The following is a 19,117-nucleotide window of genomic DNA, read 5'->3' on the forward strand; positions in this document are numbered from 1 at the left end:
ACGATGTTCAGGGCACCACGGAAATGTTGGAACGCCACATTGTGCAGCCAGCAGATGCGGAACACCCGACGATTTTGTCCACGGAGGATCTTCACGTTTATTACGGTAAGAAAGAAGCAATCTCCGAGGGGGACTTGCGGTTCGCCAGCAATCAAATTACGGCGTTGATTGGGCCGTCCGGGTCCGGAAAGTCGACGTTCTTGCGGTCTTTGAATCGGATGAACGATCGAATTGCCACGGTGACGGGACGTATCATGTACCGTGGTGTCGATGTCAATCAGCCAAGCATCGATGTTTACGAGATGCGGCGGCGCGTGGGGATGGTTTTCCAACGACCGAACCCGTTTGCCAAATCCATTTACGATAACATCGCCTTTGCATTACAGCTGCGAGGGACGACCGACAAGCATGAGCTTGACGAGATCGTTGAGACCTCCCTGAAGCAGGCAGCCCTTTGGAATCAGGTCAAGGATGACTTGAATAAGAGCGCGCTGGCGTTGTCGGGGGGGCAGGCGCAGCGACTCTGCATTGCCAGAGCCATCGCGGTCAAGCCAGACATTCTGTTGTTGGATGAGCCGGCAAGTGCCTTGGATCCAGTGTCAACCAGTCAGTTAGAAGATACGTTGTTAGAACTTAAGCAGAATTACAGTATCATTATTGTCACGCACAACATGCAACAGGCTGGACGGATCAGTGAATATACGGCATTTTTTAATCAGGGGCGGGTATTGGAATACGATACCACGAGCCATATATTTACTAATCCACAGGTCCAGATCACGAGTGATTACGTTTCGGGGAACTTCGGTTAAGAGGAGGAAAATTGAAAATGAGTAAGGAAATTTTAACGACCCAAGATCTACATTTATACTACGGTGATAAAGAAGCTTTGAAGGGCATCAATCTGAATTTTGATGCCAAGGGGATCACGGCACTGATTGGACCATCGGGGTGCGGGAAGTCCACTTATTTACGGACGCTCAACCGCATGAATGATCTGATTCCGAACGTTACGATTACTGGGACCATTAAGTTTAAGGATCAGGATCTCTACGCACCGAGTGCCGATACCGTTCAGATTCGTAAGGAAATCGGCATGGTGTTCCAGCAGCCTAACCCGTTTCCGTTCTCCATTTACGATAACGTCATCTACGGTCTGCGGATCGCCGGTGAAAAGGACAAGGAAAAGTTGGATGCGGTCGTTGAAAAATCCTTGCGGCAGGCTGCCGTGTGGGACGAAGTCAAGGATCACCTCCACGAGAGTGCATTGGCCCTGTCTGGTGGACAACAGCAGCGGGTCTGCATTGCACGTGTCCTCGCCGTGTCACCGGAAATTATCCTCTTGGATGAGCCAACCAGCGCCTTGGATCCTGTTTCCAGTAGCCAAATTGAAACAACCCTCTTGAATTTACGCCACGATTATACGATTATTATAGTAACCCATAATCTCCAACAAGCCTCCCGAATTGCGGATCGTACCGCTTTCTTTATGAACGGTGAGTTGGTGGAAGTGGACCAAACCAAAAATATTTTCATGAATCCCGCTGAAAAGCAGACGGAAGACTATATCAGCGGCCGATTCGGTTAAGGAGGCAAGTTATGCGCAGATTGTTTGATGATGAGTTGGCAGAGCTAGACGCTGACTTCACGGAAATGGGCATGTTGGTCAGCGAGGTCGTGCAGCAGGCGGTTGACGCCTTTATGAACCGCGATGCTGTTGCGGCCCAGAAGTTAATTGACCACGATCACGAGATCAATCAACGAGAAATTGCATTGGAACAGAAGACCTTTGAAATGATTGCGTTGTATCAACCGGTAACCACCGACTTACGGGAAATTGTGACGATCCTGAAAGCAGTCTCGGAATTAGAGAGAGCAGCGGACCATGCGAGAAATGTTGCCCATTCTGCGATTAAATTTGGGAGTAAGCAAAAGATTCCGGTTCTCGAGCAATTGATCGGTGAGATGAGTCAGATCACAACGCAAATGATTCGTGATGTTCTGGCCGCTTACGTTAACAAGGATGAGCATGGCGCGCGTGAGCTTGCGGAAGTCGATCGCAAGCTAGATCAGTTGAACCATCAGATTCGAGCAGATAGTTATCAACAAATGCGACTGGATCCGGCCTTCGAGACTGGGGCCTCCATCTATCTCAATGTGGCGCAAGACCTGAGTCGAATCGGGGATTACGTGACAAATGTATGTGAGTGGATTGTCTACCTGAAGTCTGGCGAGATCATCGAACTTAATCCTGCTAATTCAGACAGTCCCAACTAGCTGACGAATCATTCTTATCTGAGTCACCCAATAGAAGCACGTTTAGCAGCAGTCAATTGGACTGCTGTTTTGGTATTACAGGCTTAACTGAAGGTTAAAAGGTCTAAAATATGCATCATGGCTGTTGCAACAACGATAGTGAGACCAAAATTAGGCAGCGTCGTCTAAACCAGCCGGCTTACCGTTCACCAAACTTAGGCTGGAACGCTGTGGGCAGGACGCCGCCAGCCTGAGAAGCGGTCTGCCAGCTCGCTTTGAACCGCCCAACCCGCGTTTCAAAGTCGCCATTTTCCAAGTTAACCCGCTTGGAAAATCCCACGGCTGAGCCTAAATTTGGCTCACTCACGCCTACGTAGACAGTGACCAACTATCGTGGACTAACGTTGCCAGTCCGGCAATTGTCACCTCGATGTTATGTTAAAAAACAAATCATAACCGGAATCTCTGGCAGTCGCAGGTGGTAGTTTTCGACTAATTTTGTGGATTAAATCTCTGTTAGCTGGGCCTTTCTAGGTGCATTGGGACTTTCAACCTTCAGAGGTCTAATTAGTATACTGGGACTAAGCTGACGATACCGGGGATACCGAGCGATTTGTGAGGGTAGGGACAATCAACGCAGCGTTGAACGTTCTCTAAGTGGTGAACTTTACCACTTAGAGAGGTTTGAAACTCGGCTTATAGAGGCTCAAAGCAAGTTCAGAGACCGTTCCTTGGCTTTGGACATTCGCTCACCGATTGCCCCTACCCGGTCAGCCAGCATCTGTATCTCTCCAAAGCTTAACCTAAGATGAAGATTTAACGGAACGGTCACTGGAAACTTGCTTTCAGTGGCCGCTTTCGTTATTCTTGCCATAAAAGGAAATCTAATGATTTAAAAAAAAGGAGTGGCCGTCAATGGCAGCAAAAAAAAGATTTACACGTTCACGGACTAATCGCCTACTGGGCGGTGTGTTGGGTGGAATCGCCGAACATTTTGGTTGGAATGCAAATATCTTACGGTTGATCTATGTCTTGGTCACCATCGCTATTCCCTTCGTTCACGGTATCTTGGGCCTTGCGATTTACGTGATCTTATACACATTTATGCCGTTAGAGGAACGTGCAGAAGGCGAGGGACCAAACTTTCGGGATCTCTTCCGTGGTGCGAGTCCTGCACCCAAGGATAGCGGGCGTAAAGTGATTCACGATGTGACAGAGCAAGATGTTAAGGACTCTCACAAGGACGGTGATTAATGTGCGCTTTTGGACACGTATTTTGGTCAATGCCGTCATTTTTCTGGCCCTCGCTGGGTTCTTTCAAAGTTCACTCGCCGGTGGTTTTCAGAATGATTTTTACGTCTCGAGCATCTGGATCGCACTCGTGGCCAGCTTTGTGCTAGCTCTACTCAATGCCGTGGTTAGACCGATTCTATTCGTCTTGTCGCTACCAATCACGGTACTGACGCTGGGATTGTTCAGTGTGGTGATTAATGCCATCATGCTGGAACTAACGTCTTGGTTTGTGGGTAGTAGTTTTGCCTTCGCTTCATTTGGGGTCACATTACTTGTGGCCATAATTATGTCAATATTTAACGCAATCATCAGTGATCATTTCATCCGTAATTAAGTTACCCAATACGGGCGAATTTGGTAGGAGTCAACCAGGTAAAGTGCTAAAATTAAAGGTAGTTCACTATGCAATAAGGAGGAACTCCTATGCCAGAGAGTGTTACAGTGGCCGATCTTGTGAAAGCGAATCGCTTGGATGTTTATTCCGGTGAAGAGCACTTGGATCGGTTGATTACAACCAGTGATATTTCACGTCCCGGTTTGGAATTAACCGGGTACTTTAACTACTATCCAGCAAAACGAATTCAATTGCTGGGGATTACGGAAACGTCCTTTGCCAAAGGGATGACCCACGAGAAGATGCTCGACGTCATGCGGAAAATGTGTCAACCCGAGACGCCAGCGTTCGTGATTTCCACCCAATTGGATCCACCAGAAGAACTCAAGCAATCCGCTGAGGAAGCTGAAATTCCGATCTTGGGAACAAAGCTGACGACCTCGCGGGTTTTGAGTAACATGACGAACTTTCTTGAAGGTAAGTTGGCCGAACGTCAGTCAGTTCACGGGGTCCTGGTCGACATCTATGGTGTCGGGGTCATGATCACCGGGGATTCCGGCGTTGGTAAAAGTGAAACCGCTTTGGAATTAGTTAAGCGGGGCCACCGGTTGATTGCTGACGACCGGGTCGAAGTCTATCAACAGGATGAACAGACCTTGGTCGGGGCAGCACCCGCCATCCTCAGTCACCTTTTGGAAATTCGGGGAATTGGGATCATCGACGTGATGAACCTGTTCGGTGCCGGGGCAGTCCGTTCTGAAACGGATATTGATCTCATTGTACACTTACAGGCCTGGAAAGATGACAATCATTTCGACCGGTTAGGGAATAACAGTGAATCACAGAAGTTTTTCGACGTTGTCGTGCCAAAGATTACCATTCCAGTGCGTACTGGGCGTAACTTGGCCATTATCGTTGAAGCCGCGGCTATGAACTTCCGGGCCCGTTCCATGGGCTACGATGCTACCAAAGTATTCGATGAAAATTTGAATCGTTTGATCAAGCAAAACTCACAAAATAAATAGGGGAGATGGGCGTTATTTTTTCACCAATCATGGCGGCGCTTAATCCCATCGCCATTCACTTAGGCCCTATCGCTGTACACTGGTACGGCGTGATCATCGCTACTGGGGTCGTCATTGCTGTCATTCTAGCGGTGCGCGAAGGTCGTCGACGGGGAATTAATCCTGACGACATTTACGATATGATTCTGTGGGCGTTACCAGCGGCACTGATTGCGGCCCGTACGTATTATGTGGTCTTCCAGTGGTCGTATTATGCCGAACATCCTGGTGAGATCATTGCCATTTGGGATGGGGGGATTGCCATTTACGGTTCCCTGATTGGAGCTGGGCTCGTCGTGTTCTTTTTCTGTCGGTCACGGTTCATTCCCGTCTGGCTAATGCTCGATGTGGCTGCACCCACTGTTATTATGGGGCAAGGTATCGGTCGCTGGGGGAACTTCATGAATCAAGAAGCCTTCGGCCGCATCACCAGTTTGGCCTTCTTACAAGGCCTGCACTTGCCGAATTTTGTTATCAATCAGATGTTGATCAATGGCGCCTATCGGCAACCAACCTTCCTGTACGAGTCAACCTGGGATATCTTGGGGTTCATCGTGTTGATGAGTCTACGTCACACACCGGGACTTTTCAAGCAGGGAGAAGTCTTCCTGAGCTACGTGCTGTGGTATTCATTTGGTCGTTTCTTCATTGAGGGGATGCGAACGGATAGCCTGATGTTGTTCGGGGGCTTGCGGGTCTCACAGCTACTTTCAGTGATCTTGTTTATTGGTGCGCTAATCATCTGGATTTACCGTCGGCGACAAGCAATTGTCCCGGCAGCCTATCTGGATGGCAACCCGTTTCGTGAGTCATCTAAACTTTCTAAATAAGGAGAATCCATTACTATGTCAGAGAAAATTGCAGTACTCGGTGCCGGTTCATGGGGATCAATCTTAGCGAGCGTCTTGGATGAAAATGGGCATGACGTTCGGCTTTGGTCGTACAATCCCAAACAAGTTGAGGAATTGAATACGGCACACACGAACTCGCACTACATCAAAAATTTTAAGTTTTCTCCCTCGTTAGTAGCCTACTCCGACTTGGCAAGTGCTTTGGATGGGGTTCAAACAATCCTATTTGTTGTCCCAACCAAGGCTGTACGTTCGGTTGCTGGACAAGTTGCCACCATCTTACAGAAGACAAAGAATCAACCAGCTCTGATCCATGCCAGTAAGGGGATTGAACAAAAGACTTACAAGCGGATCTCACAGGTTTTAGCCGAAGAAATTCCAGCTGCTAATCGCAAGTCGATTACGGTCTTATCTGGGCCTAGTCATGCCGAAGATGTTGCCCGACATGATCTGACATTGGTGACAGCTGCGAGTGAAAGCTTAGATGCCGCTAAGCATACGCAACAATTATTTATGACAAACTATTTCCGGGTCTACACCAACCCCGATATTATTGGGGTCGAAATTGGGGCAGCGTTGAAGAACATTATTGCTTTAGGTGCTGGGGCCTTACACGGACTGGGCTACGGCGACAATGCCAAGGCGGCCTTGATGACTCGGGGCTTGGCTGAAATTTCACGTTTGGGGACGTCATTTGGCGCCGATCCAATGACCTTTATCGGGCTGTCCGGTGTTGGTGACATCATCGTGACGGCAACGAGTTCAAATTCACGGAACTGGCGGGCCGGCGACGAATTAGGTCGCGGTGAAGCACTCGATGACGTGATCAATCATATGGGGATGGTGATTGAAGGCTTGGCAACGACAAAGGCCGCTTACGAACTTTCCAAGAAGCGTGGCGTCTCGATGCCAATTACCGAAGCCATTTACCAAGTGCTTTATGAAGGAAAAGATATCCGTAAGGCAATTTCAGACTTAATGCAACGTGAAGGCCGTTCGGAATTTTAATTACAGGGGATACAGGAGGAATAAGAATTATGCGAAAAGTTAGAAAAGCAGTCATTCCAGCCGCTGGTTTGGGGACGCGTTTCCTGCCGGCAACCAAGGCGTTAGCCAAGGAAATGTTACCAATCGTCGATAAGCCAACGATTCAATTCATCGTCGAAGAAGCCCGGAAGTCCGGCATCGAAGATATCGTCATCGTTGATGGTAAGTCCAAGCGGTCGATCGAAGACCACTTCGACTCCAATCCAGAATTGGAAGCCAACCTGGCCGCTAAGCACAAGGAAAAGATGTTACGTCAAGTGCAAGAAACGACTGGAATGAATTTGTACTTTATCCGGCAACCATATCCACGAGGCCTGGGGGATGCCGTATTGACGGCGAAGGCCTTTATCGGCGATGAACCATTCGTCGTGATGTTGGGTGATGATATGACGGATAGTAAGGTACCACTGACTAAGCAACTGATTAATCGGTATGACGAGACTGGGGCTTCAACCTTAGCTGTTATGCGGGTTCCTCACGAAGAGACTGCCAAGTATGGGGTTATTAATCCTTCCGAGGAGACCGCACCAGGATTGTACAATGTCACGAACTTTGTGGAAAAGCCACAACCCGATGAAGCACCCAGCGATTTGGCCATCATTGGCCGGTATCTCTTCACGCCGGAAATCTTTGAGGCCTTGGAGAATACACCAGTTGGCTTAGGAAATGAGCTTCAATTAACGGACGCTATTGACAACTTAAACAAGACTCAGCGTGTCTTTGCCCATGAGTATACGGGTAAGCGTTACGATGTCGGCAATAAGTTTGGCTGGTTGCAGACCAACATTGAATACGGACTGCGTCATCCAGAAACCAAAGAACCCTTACGGAAGTACATTGAAGAGATGGGTGCTAAACTGACTGCTGAGGATGAAAAGAACAACAAGTCAAAATAGGTGACAAACTTCCTTTTTGATAGTAAAGTACACTAAAGGCTAAGAGCAGAAGGGAGCGTTAAAATGAAAAACTATGATGTTATTGTGATTGGTGCGGGTCCTGGCGGTATGACCGGTGCGTTATACGCTTCACGGGCTAACCTGTCCGTCTTGATGTTGGATCGTGGTATTTACGGCGGTCAAATGAACAATACGGCAGCCATCGAAAACTATCCAGGGTTTAAGTCTGTCCTCGGACCAGATTTGGCAAAGGATATGTATGATGGATCCACGCAATTCGGCGCAGAGTTTGCGTACGGCAACGTGGAAAGCATCGAAGATCACGGTGATCACAAGGTCGTCAAGACTGATGATGGTGATTACAGTGCCGGTGCCGTACTGATCGCGTCTGGTTCCGAATATAAGAAATTAGGCGTTCCTGGTGAAAATGAATTTGGTGGTCGTGGTGTGTCTTACTGCGCGGTCTGCGATGGGGCGTTCTTTAAGAATCGCGAAGTCGTGGTTGTCGGCGGTGGTGACTCAGCCGTTGAAGAAAGCCTCTACTTGGCAGGGATCGTTTCCAAGGTAACTGTTGTCGTTCGGCGCGACCAATTGCGGGCGCAAAAGGTCATTCAGGACCGAGCATTCGCGAATGATAAGATTAACTTTGTCTGGAACACTAACGTTACTGAGGTTTTGGGTGACGAGATGAAGGTGACTGGTGTGGCTACGAAGAACAACCAAACTGGTGAAACTGGCGAGATTGCGGCAAGTGGGGTCTTCATTTACGTGGGAAACTTACCAATGACCGAGGCCTTCACTGATCTGGGTGTTACTGATGATAAGGGCTGGATCAAGACCGATGACCGGATGGCCACGGCTGTTCCTGGTATCTTTGCTATCGGTGATGTTCGGCAAAAGACCTTGCGGCAGATTACGACTGCCGTTGGGGACGGTGGGATTGCTGGCCAAGAAGCTTTCAGTTTTCTGGAAGACTTGAAGGCTAAGGCAGCTTCCGCCCAATAATGGACGATGTAGCGGAAACAACCTCATTGGGGTGGTTTCCGCTTTTTTTAGAAATTTGATGAGCGTGTCAGGGTGGGCATCAGTATTGCTGCGGCAGCTGGGTTCATCTGTACATATATAGAAATTAAAATCGAGGAGTGTTAAACATGGGGATGAATCAATTTTTACAAAGCCTGAGTGATCTGGAAACAATCGATCGTGCGCCGGGTTACTTTAAATTTGAGCAGCATTCTGTAGCCGCCCATTCGTTTAAGGTGGCTGAAGTCGCACAGTTTCTTGGTGACGTTGAAGAACAGGCTGGGAACGAAGTGAATTGGCGGTTGCTCTACGAAAAATCCTTGAATCACGATTATACAGAGCGATTCATTGGCGACATCAAGACGCCTGTGAAGTACGCCACGCCACAGTTGCGTCAGATGCTCGCCGATGTGGAGTCCTCGCTGACTGCTAACTTTATTGAAAATGAAATTCCCAAGCAATTCCAGGCGGCCTATACGCGACGCTTGGGTGAGGGAAAGGATGATACCTTGGAAGGGCAGATTCTTTCTGTGGCTGATAAGGTAGACTTGCTTTATGAATCATTTGGTGAGATTCAGAAGGGGAATCCGGAACCCGTCTTTACCGAAATTTACCGGGAAAGTCTAACGACGATCTTGAAATTCAACCAGATGGCCTGCGTACAGTACTTCTTGGCGGCGGTGTTACCAGAGATGCTAGCGGCTGACTTTAGTGATCGTCAGAAGCTAGCCACGTTGACGGACAATTTGTTGAAGCAAGGAGATTAAGCATGAAATTAGCTGAAGTTTGGAATCAGACGATTATGGGTGCCACGGTGCGGCCATTGACGCACGAGGATGACGATTTAATTTATAGTTTTCAGGCGGCCCATCCCGACTATTTTAATCACTTTCAAGATCATCCGGTCACTCGGAACGAAGCGATTCAGGACGTCACCGACGTTCCCATGAATGCGATGCCGGATCAAAAGGCCTACTTGGGGATTTTTAAGGATGATCAGCTGGTCGTTTTGGTGGATCTGATCATTGATTATCCCCTTCCTAGTCTAGTTTGGCTGGGGATGTGGATGACCGACAAGCAGTTAGCGACCGAGCAAGCGGCTGACTATTATCACAGCTTGGTAGCGACGCTGCGGGCAGCTGGGGCGGTTCAATTACAGCTCAGCGTCTTTATGGGCGATCGCCAAATGAAGCAATTCTGGGAAAGCCAGCAACTTCAGTCGATTCATACGACGACAGTCATTCGTGGTGAGCGAGCAGCTAACGTCACCATCTATCAGGATAAATTCTGAGCATAGAGCGTCAAACTGGCGAAAGTATGTTCGGTATGGTAGAATATTTGAGCATGATGGGAAACGGATTGTTTCCCATCTTTTCTGATGAGTAAAAAGATTTTCTGTCGTCAAACAGCGGTGCAGCAGTGTTTTGTTGGCACATCGGGTTCACAATTATTGTGGATGTGAAGTGGCTTATCGGTAACGAACAGACAGCCGGCTTATGCCGTAGTTTGGTGAAAATCTAAAGTAAACTAGAGATTTGGTAGGGAGGTTATGCCATGATTGATCGACAATCGGACCGTAAATTTGATTTGGTTTCGAAGTACCAGCCAACTGGTGACCAGCCAGAGGCAATTTCACAGCTCACTAAGGGGCTCAATGAGCATGAGAAGGCCCAGATACTGTTGGGGGCCACCGGGACTGGAAAGACGTTTACGATTTCCAATGTGATTAAGAATGTGAACAAGCCCACGCTGGTTCTGTCCCACAACAAAACGTTGGCGGGCCAGCTTTATGGGGAATTTAAGGAGTTCTTTCCGAATAACGCTGTGGAATACTTCGTCAGTTATTATGATTATTATCAACCGGAAGCCTACGTACCCTCGAGTGATACTTACATTGAAAAAGATTCGTCGATCAATGATGAAATCGATAAGCTCCGGCACTCAGCAACGAGTTCACTGCTAGAACGAAACGACGTCATCGTCGTGGCTTCCGTCTCTTCCATATTCGGGTTGGGTGACCCAACTGAATATAAGAACCACGTGGTTTCACTACGTGTGGGCCAAGAGATTGAGCGGGACGCCTTGCTCCGCAAACTTGTGAACATTCAATTTGAACGAAATGATTATGATTTCCAACGGGGCCGGTTCCGGGTCCACGGAGACGTGGTCGAAATCTTTCCAGCGTCGCGTGACGACCGAGCACTGCGGGTCGAGTTCTTTGGGGACGAGATCGACCGGATTCGTGAGGTGGATTCGCTGACCGGTGAAATCGTGGCTGACCGTGAGCACGTGGCTATTTTTCCAGCGACCCACTTTATGACGAACGATGACATTATGGCTAAGGCCACGGCGGGCATCGAAGGTGAAATGAAGGATCGAGTTGCCGAATTGGAAGGTCAGAGTAAGCTGCTGGAGGCGCAACGGCTCAAGCAACGAACGACCTATGATTTGGAAATGATGCGTGAAATGGGCTATACCAGCGGTATCGAAAACTATTCACGTTGGATGGATGGTCGTCAGGCTGGTGAGCCACCGTACACGCTGCTAGATTTCTTCCCTAAAGATTTCTTGCTGGTGGTCGATGAATCTCATGTGACCATGCCGCAAGTTCGCGGGATGTACAATGGGGACCGTGCGCGGAAGCAACAACTAGTCGACTACGGATTCCGACTGCCTAGTGCGCTGGATAACCGGCCACTGAAACTGTCTGAAGTTGAGCAACATATTAATCAGGTGATCTACATGTCCGCAACGCCCGGTGATTATGAGCACGAGCAGACCGATCACGTGGTTCAACAGATTATCCGGCCAACCGGCTTGCTCGATCCGACCATCAAAGTCCGGCCAATTATGGGTCAGATGGATGACCTCGTGGGCGAGATCAATAAGCGAGTGGAGGCCAACGAGCGGACGTTTGTCACGACACTGACCAAGAAGATGTCGGAAGATTTGACCGATTATCTGAAGGACTTGGGGATCAAAGTCGCTTATCTGCATTCCGATATCAAGACGTTGGAGCGGACACAGATTATGCGAGACCTCCGGCTGGGTAAGTACGATGTTTTAGTCGGCATCAACCTGTTGCGGGAAGGAATCGATATTCCCGAAGTTTCTCTGGTGGCCATTTTGGATGCCGATAAGGAAGGGTTCCTGCGTAACGAACGGTCGTTGATTCAAACGATTGGTCGGGCGGCACGGAACTCTCACGGGTCAGTGATCATGTATGCTGATTCTGTGACGGCGTCGATGCAGGCCGCGATGGATGAAACGGCTCGCCGGCGCAAGGTGCAGATGGCTTATAACAAGGAACATGGCATTACCCCAACAACGATTATTAAACCAATCCGTGACTTGATTGCGGTGACGAAAAAGAACGATCACGAGGGCGAAAAGGATGACTTCGTTTCGAGTGACTTTGAAGATATGTCCAAGGATGACCAACGCAAGTTAATCTCCCGATTGGAAGACGAGATGCGTGCCGCTGCTAAGAAGCTGGACTTTGAACAGGCCGCTTCACTACGGGATACCGTCATGGATATGAAGACCGAGATCGGAGATTAGGTCGAGTAAGGAGAATGTTAAGTGTTAAACGATAAAATCGTGATTCATGGTGCCAGAGCGCATAACTTAAAGGACATCGACGTCACTATTCCAAAGAATAAATTGGTTGTGATCAGTGGCTTGTCCGGTTCAGGGAAAAGTTCTCTGGCCTTTGACACATTGTACGCTGAAGGCCAACGCCGGTACGTGGAGAGTCTGTCATCGTACGCGCGTCAGTTCTTGGGACAAATGGATAAGCCGGACGTGGATTCCATAGATGGTCTCAGTCCAGCTATTTCGATCGACCAAAAGACGACCTCGAAGAACCCTCGGTCAACGGTGGGAACCGTTACCGAAATTAACGACTACTTGCGACTACTGTGGGCGCGGGTCGGAACGCCTATCTGTCCCAACGATGGTACGGAGATTACCAGCCAGAGTGTCGAGCAGATGGTCGATCAAGTGCTTAATCTCCCCGAGCGGACAAAGCTTCAGATATTGTCACCTATCGTGCGGGCCAAAAAGGGACAACACAAGAAGATTTTTGAGAAGATTCGGCGTGAAGGTTTCGTCCGTGTCAGAGTTGACGGGGACATCATGGATCTGGACGATGTACCTGAATTAAATAAAAATCAAAATCATGATATTGCGATTGTCATCGACCGGATTGTGGTCAAGGATGGCATCCGTTCTCGGTTGTTTGATTCCTTTGAGGCCGCTTTACGGTTGAGTGGGGGTTATGCAATTGCTGACGTGATCGACGGGGAACCTTTGATTTTCTCCGAACACTATGCTTGTCCCGTCTGTGGGTTTACGGTGGGTGAGTTGGAACCACGTTTGTTCTCCTTCAACGCGCCATTCGGGGCTTGCCCAGATTGTGATGGGTTAGGGGTCAAGCTCGAAGTCGACTTAGATCTCGTGGTTCCTGATAAGACCAAGACGTTACGCGAAGGGGCTTTAGCGCCCTGGAATCCAATTAGCTCGCAGTATTATCCAGCGTTGCTGGAACAGGCTTGCGATGCCTTTGATGTGGACTTGGACACACCATTTAAGGATTTGTCAAAGGCGGATCAACAGCTCGTACTTTACGGATCTGACGGTAAAGAATTCCATTTTCACTATGAAAATGACTTTGGCGGGGTTCGTGATGTTGACGTAGCTTTTGAAGGGGTCGTGCCCAACGTGGACCGTCGTTACAAAGAAACGAATAGCGATTTTACTCGCGACGTCATGCGTAAGTACATGGCTGAATTGACTTGTCAGACCTGTCACGGTTATCGGTTGAATCGACAAGCCCTCAGTGTTCAGATCAATCACCAACACATTGGTGCTGTATCTGAGTTGTCCGTTGATAAGGAATTGGCCTTCTTCAAGGACTTGACCTTTGGCGAACAAAATAAAGTGATCGCGCAACCTATTTTGAAAGAAATTCGGGATCGATTGACCTTCTTACGGAATGTGGGATTGGACTACCTGACGCTGAGTCGTTCCGCGCGTACTCTATCCGGTGGGGAAGCCCAACGAATTCGATTGGCCACGCAGATTGGGTCTAACTTGTCTGGGGTTCTGTATATTTTAGATGAACCCTCAATCGGGTTGCATCAACGGGACAACGATCGGTTGATTGCGTCACTGAAACAGATGCGCGATCTCGGGAATACACTGATCGTGGTGGAACATGACGAAGATACCATGCGGGCTGCCGACTATATCGTGGATATTGGGCCTGGTGCCGGTGAAAACGGGGGACATGTGATGGCCGCCGGAACACCTAAACAAGTCATGCGTTCTCGGAAGTCCTTGACGGGGCAGTATCTGGCGGGCAAACGCTACATTCCGGTTCCATTGGAACGTCGGACTGGTAACGGGAAAACCATCCGGGTGACTGGGGCTGCTGAGAATAACTTGAAGGATATCACGGTTGATTTTCCGCTGGGCGAATTTGTCGTCGTGACTGGGGTCTCTGGCTCCGGGAAGTCCACACTAGTTAACACAATTTTAAAGCGGGCGTTGGCCCAGAAACTGAACCGTAACTCGGAAAAACCCGGGAAATACAAGAGTATTGCTGGTGTGAAGAACATTGAGCGACTGGTTGATATTGACCAGAGTCCCATTGGTCGAACGCCGCGGAGTAATCCTGCGACCTATACCGGAGTCTTTGACGACGTACGGACACTGTTTGCGCAGACCAATGATGCCAAGCTTAGAGGATATCAGAAGGGTCGCTTTAGTTTTAATACCAAGGGTGGCCGTTGTGAGGCCTGCCACGGGGATGGGATCTTAAAGATCGAAATGAACTTTCTGCCCGATGTTTATGTTCCGTGTGAAGTTTGCCATGGGACGCGGTATAACTCCGAGACATTGGAAGTCGAATACAAGGGGAAGAACATTGCCGATGTGCTGGACATGACGGTTAGTGAAGCTTTGAAATTCTTCGAAGCCATTCCAAAGATTACCCGGAAGCTCCAAACGATTCAGGACGTGGGTCTGGGCTACGTAAAGTTGGGCCAACCCGCGACGACCTTGTCCGGTGGGGAAGCCCAACGGATGAAGTTGGCTTCCGAACTGCATAAGCAGCAGAATGGGAAGAACTTCTATATCTTGGATGAACCGACGACCGGGTTACACACCGATGATATCAAACGGTTATTGGTAGTGTTGCATCGCTTGGTAGACAAGGGAAATACAGTCTTGGTCATCGAACATAATCTCGATGTAATCAAGACGGCCGACCACTTGATCGATCTTGGTCCTGAAGGTGGGGAAGCCGGCGGAAACGTCGTGGCAACCGGAACACCAGAAGAGTTGGCCGAAGTGAAGAACAGCTATACGGGTCAGTACCTGAAGCCCGTCTTGAAACGGGATAAGGCACGAACGGAAGAGGACGCCTAACCAACGTTACCAAATTGTAAATTAGAGCGTTGAGACTGCTGCATGGCGGTTCCAACGCTTATTTTAGTTAAGTGAACTTGTTTACCTTGTCGAAAACCAGTACAATAGTTGGAAACCGGTCAACACTTGACCGAAGTTGTGAGGAGATACAGACAATGTTTAATTTGAATCGTACCCGTTGGGGTTTTGACTGGAGCGAATTTATTCTTGGCATTTTATTCCTAGTTGCTGCGTTTGGACTTTTCCGCTCTCCTAAAATTGGATTGACCGGGTTAGCAATTATTTTTGCCATCATGGCCTTACTGAGTGGGATGACAACAATTGCAGGATACAGCAAGCTTCATGAAGCGACGGGGTTTCGAGCCAACTTTGCCTTAGTATTGGGCATCTTAGATATCTTGATTGCCGTGGTGTTCTTCTTCGATATGAACAGTGCCATTGTCACCCTGGGGTACTTGTTTGCATTGTGGTTTATCGTTGATTCGTTAGAACGTTTACTGGTTGCCAGTCACCTGCGAAGTTTCGGTGGCGTTTACTTTTGGTTGTCGATCATCTTTGATGTGTTGGCCTTAGTCGTGGGGATCATGTTGTTCGTTCACCCCGTAGTGGCGGCCTTATCGCTGAACGGCCTGATTGCGATCTTCTTTGCCATCTTTGGGATCAACGCCATCTGGATTTCCATCGCCCGTAGTCGGTAAAGAGTCAGCTTGTCTGATAAAATCAGTCTTAAATAGAACTTTGAGTAGCCGTTTTGACCGAGTAAGGTTGAGATGGCTGCTTTTTTGAAAGGGGAGAACTGAGAGATTCCGAAGGTTAAGCACGACTACTTTGATGTTAGGATGGTTAAGCGCGCTAAGTGAGCACCAACTTAGGCATTCTTTTTTGGAAATTAAGGGAATTGTTAGGGAAAGACACGCCCGGTGTGTTATACTGCTTAAAGACGTTTTTAAAAGAAGCTGGAGGAGAGCCATGACAAATGAAATCCATTTAGTCATCATAACTGGGATGAGTGGTGCCGGGAAGACCGTCGCCATGCAGAGCTTTGAAGATTTGGGGTATTTCTGTATTGATAATATGCCACCTTCGTTACTCCCTAAGTTTTGGGATTTGGTCCGTGAATCTGGCAAACTTTCAAAGATTGCCCTGGTCATCGATTTACGGTCCCGGGCATTTTACGATGAAATCGTCAAGATGTTGAACGATGTGGCGGTCCATGGGACCATGAACGCACAAGTTTTATTCCTAGATGCATCGGATGAGGAGTTGGTTTCCCGCTACAAGGAGACCCGGCGTTCCCATCCACTGGCCAGAAATGGTCGCGTCATGGAAGGCATTCAACGTGAACGGCGGTTGTTGGCGCCAATTCGGCAGGCAGCACAATTGGTCATTGATACGACCTCGCTGAGCCCACGTAAGTTACGGGAAGAAATCTTCCATAATTACGAGACCGAGTCCGCGCAAGTCTTTCACATTGAGGTCATGTCGTTTGGGTTTAAGTATGGACTACCCATCGATGCCGATATCGTAATGGATGTCCGTTTTCTTCCCAATCCCTACTACATTCCAGAATTACGGAATCTAACGGGTAAGGATCAGAAAGTTTACGACTACGTCATGGCACAACCGCAGACTGAAGAATTCTATGAACAGTTTATCAAGCTCCTCACGACTATCGTGCCGGGCTATAAAAAAGAAGGTAAGGCCAACCTTACCATTGCTATTGGGTGTACGGGTGGTCAGCATCGATCCGTCGCCTTGGCAACACGTATCGGTCAGGCACTGGGGAACACGTATCCAGTTCACATGACCCATCGCGACATTGAGAAGCGAAAGGAGTCTGCTAACCGATCATGAGAGATCCATTGCGTACCCGCCGGCCCAAAATTGTGGTCATTGGCGGGGGAACTGGCTTGCCAGTTATCTTAGGCAATCTTCGCGACCGCGATGTTGATATTACTGCGGTGGTGACGGTTGCTGATGACGGGGGTTCTTCAGGAATTATTCGGCATTACGTTAACGTAGTGCCGCCTGGAGATATTCGAAACGTCATGGTGGCGCTTGCCGAAGTTCCGGACATTTATAAGGATTTATTTCAATACCGATTTGAAACGACGGATGATTTCTTTGCTGGCCACGCCATTGGAAACCTAATCATTGCCGCCTTGTCGGAGATGCGGGGCGGTATTTTTGATGCTGTCCAAGAACTTTCTCAATTGATGCGGGTCAACGGCCATATTTACCCGGCTGCAAACGAGCCACTGGAATTGCATGCGCAGTTTGCCGATGGCAGTACGTTGCGTGGCGAGTCTGAGATCACGGCAGCGCACAAGCTGATCAAACGGGTGTGGGTGGAAACCAGTGACCATCATGATCAACCACACGCGGTTCAACAAGTGATCGATGCCATCATGGATGCCGATCAGATTGTGTTGGGCCCCGGGAGCTTATTTACCAGTATTCTGCCTAACCTGATGATTGAGAGTGTGGGCAAGGCTGTAAAGGAAAGTCCAGCGGAAGTCGTTTATATCTGCAATATCATGACGCAGAAGGGTGAAACTGAGAACTTTACCGATGCCGATCACGTTCGCGTCCTGAATCAACATCTAAACGAAAACTTTATTGATACCGTACTCGTCAACACGCGTAAGGTGCCTGACCAGTATATTGATTATCAACGGTGGGACGAAATGTCTCAGCCAGTGCGTCATGATTTCCAGGGACTCCGTGATCAGGGGTGCCGGGTCATTTCGACGGATTTTCTTGAATTACGCGATAATGGGGCTTTTCACAACGGGCAAGAGGTCGTTCATGAACTCTTGAACTTGATTGGCCAGCCGCGTTATCGGATGAAACGGAGGCTTTAACGAAATGTCGTATGCCAGTGAAGTGAAGAAAGAATTAACGACCCTTGAGGTCCACCGTGAGAACGCCAAAGCCGAGCTGGTTGCGCTGATCCGGATGAACGGGGCCTTGGGGTTAGCAAACCACCATTTCGTGCTGAACGTTCAGACGGAAAACCCCGCCATTGCTCGGCGGATGTACCAGTTACTTAAGCAATTCTACGACTTGGAAAGCGAATTGCTCGTGCGGCGCAAGATGAAACTGAAGAAAAACAACCTGTACATTGTGCGGGTCAAGACAGGCGTGACGGAAGTTTTATCCGACCTGGGTATCTTTGACGGGATGCAATTGTTAGAGTCGGTCCCAGACGATATTTTGGATTCCGACATGTCCGTGCGGTCTTACCTGCGCGGCGCCTTTCTGGCCGGGGGATCGGTTAATAATCCTGAAACCAGTCGGTACCATTTGGAAATTTACTCTCTATATGAAGAGCACAACCAGATGATTGCCGATATGATGAATCGTTACAACCTGAACGCGCGGACTATTGTGCGTCGGAGTGGCTATATCACTTATTTGAAGAGCGCTGAGGAAATTGCGGACTTCTTGTCCTTGATTGGGGCGACAACGTCTATGCTCAAGTTCGAAGATATTCGGATCATGCGGGATATGCGGAACTCCGTCAATCGACTGGTTAATTGCGAAAACGCTAATTTGGATAAGGTAGCCAATGCGTCGACCCGGCAGATCGATAATATTCAGTTCATCGAATCTACGGTTGGCCTGAGTCAATTGCCAGTGAAGTTACGTGAGGTGGCCGAGACCCGGTTGGCACACAAGGAAGTTAGTCTGAAAGAACTGGGTGATTTGGTTCCGGGTGGACCGATTTCCAAGTCCGGGATCAACCACCGTTTGCGGAAGATCAACGACTATGCCAAACAGTTGAGAGAAGAGGCTTCAGCTTAATTCTTTGCTGTGACTGATTGCATTAAAAATGAAGTAACGTAAATTAAAATGGCAGTAGTTGGACGTTGATGTCGGACTACGGCCTTTTTTAATTGGACTGCGGGCTACCACGGC

19 protein-coding genes are annotated in these 19,117 nt (G+C 48.7%); 18 read left to right on the forward strand and 1 reads right to left on the reverse strand.

Annotated features, from left to right (window positions below):
• The first annotated feature begins 23 nt into the window (after window positions 1-23).
• Genes pstB (ACKTSF_RS04775) through phoU form a run of 3 tightly spaced genes read left to right on the forward strand, consistent with a single transcriptional unit; the run spans window position 24 to window position 2,277 of the window.
• Window positions 24-812 carry a phosphate ABC transporter ATP-binding protein PstB gene (gene pstB / locus ACKTSF_RS04775; RefSeq protein WP_407887244.1) on the forward strand — a complete coding sequence of 263 codons (789 nt, stop codon included), beginning with the start codon at window positions 24-26 and terminating at the stop codon, window positions 810-812.
• A gap of 17 nt (window positions 813-829) precedes the next feature.
• Window positions 830-1,588: a phosphate ABC transporter ATP-binding protein PstB gene (gene pstB / locus ACKTSF_RS04780; RefSeq protein WP_407887114.1), complete on the forward strand. Its 759-nt coding sequence runs from the start codon at window positions 830-832 to the stop codon at window positions 1,586-1,588.
• Between the two features lie 11 nt (window positions 1,589-1,599).
• Window positions 1,600-2,277, forward strand: coding sequence for a phosphate signaling complex protein PhoU (gene phoU / locus ACKTSF_RS04785; protein WP_407887116.1), 678 nt, complete (start codon window positions 1,600-1,602; stop codon window positions 2,275-2,277).
• Window positions 2,278-2,455: 178 nt separating this feature from the next.
• On the opposite strand, the gene ACKTSF_RS04790 is transcribed toward phoU, so the two are convergent.
• Entirely contained in the window at window positions 2,456-2,623 is a 168-nt protein-coding gene (locus tag ACKTSF_RS04790; RefSeq protein WP_407887118.1) for a hypothetical protein, read from the reverse strand.
• 548 nt (window positions 2,624-3,171) lie between these two features.
• On the opposite strand from ACKTSF_RS04790, the gene ACKTSF_RS04795 reads away from it, so the two are divergent.
• The 15 genes from ACKTSF_RS04795 to whiA all read left to right on the forward strand — a co-directional run bounded on the left by ACKTSF_RS04795 (window position 3,172) and on the right by whiA (window position 19,003).
• Window positions 3,172-3,510, forward strand: coding sequence for a PspC domain-containing protein (locus ACKTSF_RS04795; protein WP_407887119.1), 339 nt, complete (start codon window positions 3,172-3,174; stop codon window positions 3,508-3,510).
• A 1-nt stretch (window position 3,511) separates the two neighbouring features.
• Window positions 3,512-3,883, forward strand: coding sequence for a phage holin family protein (locus ACKTSF_RS04800; protein WP_407887121.1), 372 nt, complete (start codon window positions 3,512-3,514; stop codon window positions 3,881-3,883).
• An 89-nt stretch (window positions 3,884-3,972) separates the two neighbouring features.
• Window positions 3,973-4,908: an HPr(Ser) kinase/phosphatase gene (hprK, locus tag ACKTSF_RS04805; protein WP_407887123.1), complete on the forward strand. Its 936-nt coding sequence runs from the start codon at window positions 3,973-3,975 to the stop codon at window positions 4,906-4,908.
• A 5-nt stretch (window positions 4,909-4,913) separates the two neighbouring features.
• The gene (gene lgt, locus ACKTSF_RS04810; protein WP_407887125.1) at window positions 4,914-5,777 is read left to right on the forward strand and encodes a prolipoprotein diacylglyceryl transferase; all 864 of its coding nucleotides are present in this window, start codon (window positions 4,914-4,916) and stop codon (window positions 5,775-5,777) included.
• A gap of 15 nt (window positions 5,778-5,792) precedes the next feature.
• A complete protein-coding gene (locus ACKTSF_RS04815) occupies window positions 5,793-6,806 on the forward strand; it encodes an NAD(P)H-dependent glycerol-3-phosphate dehydrogenase (protein WP_407887127.1) in 1,014 nt (337 codons plus the stop codon).
• A gap of 29 nt (window positions 6,807-6,835) precedes the next feature.
• On the forward strand, window positions 6,836-7,741 hold the full coding sequence (gene galU, locus ACKTSF_RS04820; protein WP_407887129.1) for a UTP--glucose-1-phosphate uridylyltransferase GalU: 906 nt from the start codon (window positions 6,836-6,838) through the stop codon (window positions 7,739-7,741).
• Window positions 7,742-7,804: 63 nt separating this feature from the next.
• Complete coding sequence (gene trxB / locus ACKTSF_RS04825) at window positions 7,805-8,746, forward strand: thioredoxin-disulfide reductase (RefSeq protein ID WP_407887131.1); 942 nt, start codon at window positions 7,805-7,807, stop codon at window positions 8,744-8,746.
• A 146-nt stretch (window positions 8,747-8,892) separates the two neighbouring features.
• The gene (locus ACKTSF_RS04830; RefSeq protein ID WP_407887133.1) at window positions 8,893-9,531 is read left to right on the forward strand and encodes a YfbR-like 5'-deoxynucleotidase; all 639 of its coding nucleotides are present in this window, start codon (window positions 8,893-8,895) and stop codon (window positions 9,529-9,531) included.
• A gap of 2 nt (window positions 9,532-9,533) precedes the next feature.
• A complete protein-coding gene (locus tag ACKTSF_RS04835) occupies window positions 9,534-10,055 on the forward strand; it encodes an acetyltransferase (RefSeq protein WP_407887135.1) in 522 nt (173 codons plus the stop codon).
• 263 nt (window positions 10,056-10,318) lie between these two features.
• A complete protein-coding gene (gene uvrB / locus ACKTSF_RS04840; protein WP_407887137.1) occupies window positions 10,319-12,325 on the forward strand; it encodes an excinuclease ABC subunit UvrB in 2,007 nt (668 codons plus the stop codon).
• A gap of 21 nt (window positions 12,326-12,346) precedes the next feature.
• Entirely contained in the window at window positions 12,347-15,196 is a 2,850-nt protein-coding gene (gene uvrA / locus ACKTSF_RS04845) for an excinuclease ABC subunit UvrA (protein ID WP_407887139.1), read from the forward strand.
• A gap of 155 nt (window positions 15,197-15,351) precedes the next feature.
• Window positions 15,352-15,894, forward strand: coding sequence for an HdeD family acid-resistance protein (locus ACKTSF_RS04850; RefSeq protein ID WP_407887141.1), 543 nt, complete (start codon window positions 15,352-15,354; stop codon window positions 15,892-15,894).
• A gap of 271 nt (window positions 15,895-16,165) precedes the next feature.
• Window positions 16,166-17,050, forward strand: a complete 885-nt coding sequence (rapZ, locus tag ACKTSF_RS04855) for an RNase adapter RapZ (RefSeq protein WP_407887143.1) — start codon at window positions 16,166-16,168, stop codon at window positions 17,048-17,050.
• Window positions 17,047-18,060 (forward strand): gluconeogenesis factor YvcK family protein, encoded by a 1,014-nt coding sequence (locus tag ACKTSF_RS04860; protein WP_407887144.1) that lies wholly within the window; start codon window positions 17,047-17,049, stop codon window positions 18,058-18,060. Before rapZ ends, ACKTSF_RS04860 begins: the two co-directional genes overlap by 4 nt.
• 4 nt (window positions 18,061-18,064) lie before the next feature.
• Window positions 18,065-19,003, forward strand: coding sequence for a DNA-binding protein WhiA (gene whiA / locus ACKTSF_RS04865; protein ID WP_407887146.1), 939 nt, complete (start codon window positions 18,065-18,067; stop codon window positions 19,001-19,003).
• Window positions 19,004-19,117 lie beyond the last annotated feature (114 nt).

This window comes from Levilactobacillus muriae (assembly GCF_045862015.1).
In the GTDB taxonomy this organism is placed as follows: domain Bacteria; phylum Bacillota; class Bacilli; order Lactobacillales; family Lactobacillaceae; genus Levilactobacillus; species Levilactobacillus muriae.

Excerpts from the sequence above, each read along its gene's own strand:
- hprK (WP_407887123.1), top strand. The coding sequence starts at position 3,973 with ATGCCAGAGAGTGTTACAGTGGCCGATCTTGTGAAAGCGAATCGCTTG.
- lgt (WP_407887125.1), top strand. The coding sequence starts at position 4,914 with ATGGGCGTTATTTTTTCACCAATCATGGCGGCGCTTAATCCCATCGCC.
- ACKTSF_RS04815 (WP_407887127.1), top strand. The coding sequence starts at position 5,793 with ATGTCAGAGAAAATTGCAGTACTCGGTGCCGGTTCATGGGGATCAATC.
- ACKTSF_RS04835 (WP_407887135.1), top strand. The coding sequence starts at position 9,534 with ATGAAATTAGCTGAAGTTTGGAATCAGACGATTATGGGTGCCACGGTG.
- galU (WP_407887129.1), top strand. The coding sequence starts at position 6,836 with ATGCGAAAAGTTAGAAAAGCAGTCATTCCAGCCGCTGGTTTGGGGACG.
- ACKTSF_RS04830 (WP_407887133.1), top strand. The coding sequence starts at position 8,893 with ATGGGGATGAATCAATTTTTACAAAGCCTGAGTGATCTGGAAACAATC.
- pstB (WP_407887244.1), top strand. The coding sequence starts at position 24 with ATGTTGGAACGCCACATTGTGCAGCCAGCAGATGCGGAACACCCGACG.
- trxB (WP_407887131.1), top strand. The coding sequence starts at position 7,805 with ATGAAAAACTATGATGTTATTGTGATTGGTGCGGGTCCTGGCGGTATG.
- whiA (WP_407887146.1), top strand. The coding sequence starts at position 18,065 with ATGTCGTATGCCAGTGAAGTGAAGAAAGAATTAACGACCCTTGAGGTC.
- rapZ (WP_407887143.1), top strand. The coding sequence starts at position 16,166 with ATGACAAATGAAATCCATTTAGTCATCATAACTGGGATGAGTGGTGCC.
- ACKTSF_RS04860 (WP_407887144.1), top strand. The coding sequence starts at position 17,047 with ATGAGAGATCCATTGCGTACCCGCCGGCCCAAAATTGTGGTCATTGGC.
- ACKTSF_RS04795 (WP_407887119.1), top strand. The coding sequence starts at position 3,172 with ATGGCAGCAAAAAAAAGATTTACACGTTCACGGACTAATCGCCTACTG.
- phoU (WP_407887116.1), top strand. The coding sequence starts at position 1,600 with ATGCGCAGATTGTTTGATGATGAGTTGGCAGAGCTAGACGCTGACTTC.
- pstB (WP_407887114.1), top strand. The coding sequence starts at position 830 with ATGAGTAAGGAAATTTTAACGACCCAAGATCTACATTTATACTACGGT.
- uvrB (WP_407887137.1), top strand. The coding sequence starts at position 10,319 with ATGATTGATCGACAATCGGACCGTAAATTTGATTTGGTTTCGAAGTAC.
- ACKTSF_RS04850 (WP_407887141.1), top strand. The coding sequence starts at position 15,352 with ATGTTTAATTTGAATCGTACCCGTTGGGGTTTTGACTGGAGCGAATTT.